A 1,295-nucleotide genomic window follows, 5' to 3' on the forward strand; every position below is an offset into this window, starting at 1 on the left:
TTTAACTAAATAAATTCACTAAAACTCATTCATAGTAATAATTAGAGCGGTTTTAGTCACATGAGGCAGTGATTCACGGAGGAAAAATGTAGATAGATTCAGGGATTCTCATTAGAGATAAAATTTGTCGCTCAAGAAAATTAAGAGAACTGATTTGAGTTGACCCATCTCCATGAAAATACAGAGTAATTCCATTGAAAGCAGCTAACAATTTTTCCGCTGTCGGACGCTGAGTACTTCGTTGAGGATTGCCATCATAAAGGCCAGCTAGTGAGTTTTTTTTTCCTTTAATTGACAACGAACAACAAACTCCATTAATGTAAAAACTTGCAGAGCGTTGGCGGAGCAAGTGCGGCAGCTATATCGTTAGTAAAAACATCAAGCCACGAATCTTGCAATCATCTTGGAAGTAGATGGGTAAAGCGGGAAGGCGACCTCGTTTGAAACGATGAAAACCTCTTTCCGGTTGCCATTGTTCACGATCGGAAAAAACAGCATTTTCTCAACTTAATCTGGCAGGGGTGGCATTAGTCACATATAATCGCCAACCTGCTAAAACTTGAAAATCTCTAATCTCGTTCTCATAACGATGAAAAGTTAAGCTTAAAGTGGTTTGACGGACACGACGAAAAGAACTTTGGCTATGGGGACGACCACTGCTTTTATATACTTTGTCATAATGAATCTGGGAATCAATGATTCCCACCAGATATGGGGTAACTCGGTAGCGTTTGAGAATTTCTGTCACTTTTTTTTCCAAAATCACAGCATCTTTCCCTGGTCGTTGAGCTAACTTTTTCAGAGCTTCTTCAGCTTTGAGAAGACGTTTTTCTAGTCCTTGAAGTTGACGTTCTAGCAAAGCATAAGAACAAACAGCCAACCATCTTTGTGACCAGTGATGCCACTGTTGATTCTCCACATCAAACCAAATACTACCCAAAGGAACCTCTTTGCCTTGAGCTCAAGGCAAATCTTTTGATTCGGCATCTTCAGGGAATATTTCTTGGAGGTTTGTTGCTACATTAGCTAACCAATCCAATAAGATTTTTGGGCGGGGTTTACTCATAGCTAAAGGAAAGCAATATATCCCTCCTTCTCGGTCAATCTCGGCGCGATTAGCCCAACTGGAAGCTTTGCAATCCGCCAGAAATAAAAAGTTTTTGTGTCCGATTATTTCTACTAGCTGTCTCCAAGTTGGAAGATAGTGAGATTCATCTGTTCCTTGACCTGGTAAAGTTGCTCCCACCAAAGGTAAGCCATTCGGGTCTAAAGTTGCCAACATTTGACGATATTGT

The 1,295-nt window shown here is 40.4% G+C and carries 2 protein-coding genes; both read right to left on the minus strand.

The features are described from left to right. Positions 1 to 502 precede the first annotated feature (502 nt). The gene (locus F6K22_RS41065) at positions 503 to 940 is read right to left on the minus strand and encodes a hypothetical protein (RefSeq protein ID WP_293110937.1); all 438 of its coding nucleotides are present in this window, start codon (positions 938 to 940) and stop codon (positions 503 to 505) included. A 21-nt stretch (positions 941 to 961) separates the two neighbouring features. Further along, the coding region (locus F6K22_RS41070; RefSeq protein WP_293110939.1) for a hypothetical protein at positions 962 to 1,295 on the minus strand (334 nt) is incomplete at its 5' end.

Source organism: Okeania sp. SIO2F4 (assembly GCF_010672385.1).
In the GTDB taxonomy this organism is placed as follows: domain Bacteria; phylum Cyanobacteriota; class Cyanobacteriia; order Cyanobacteriales; family Microcoleaceae; genus Trichodesmium.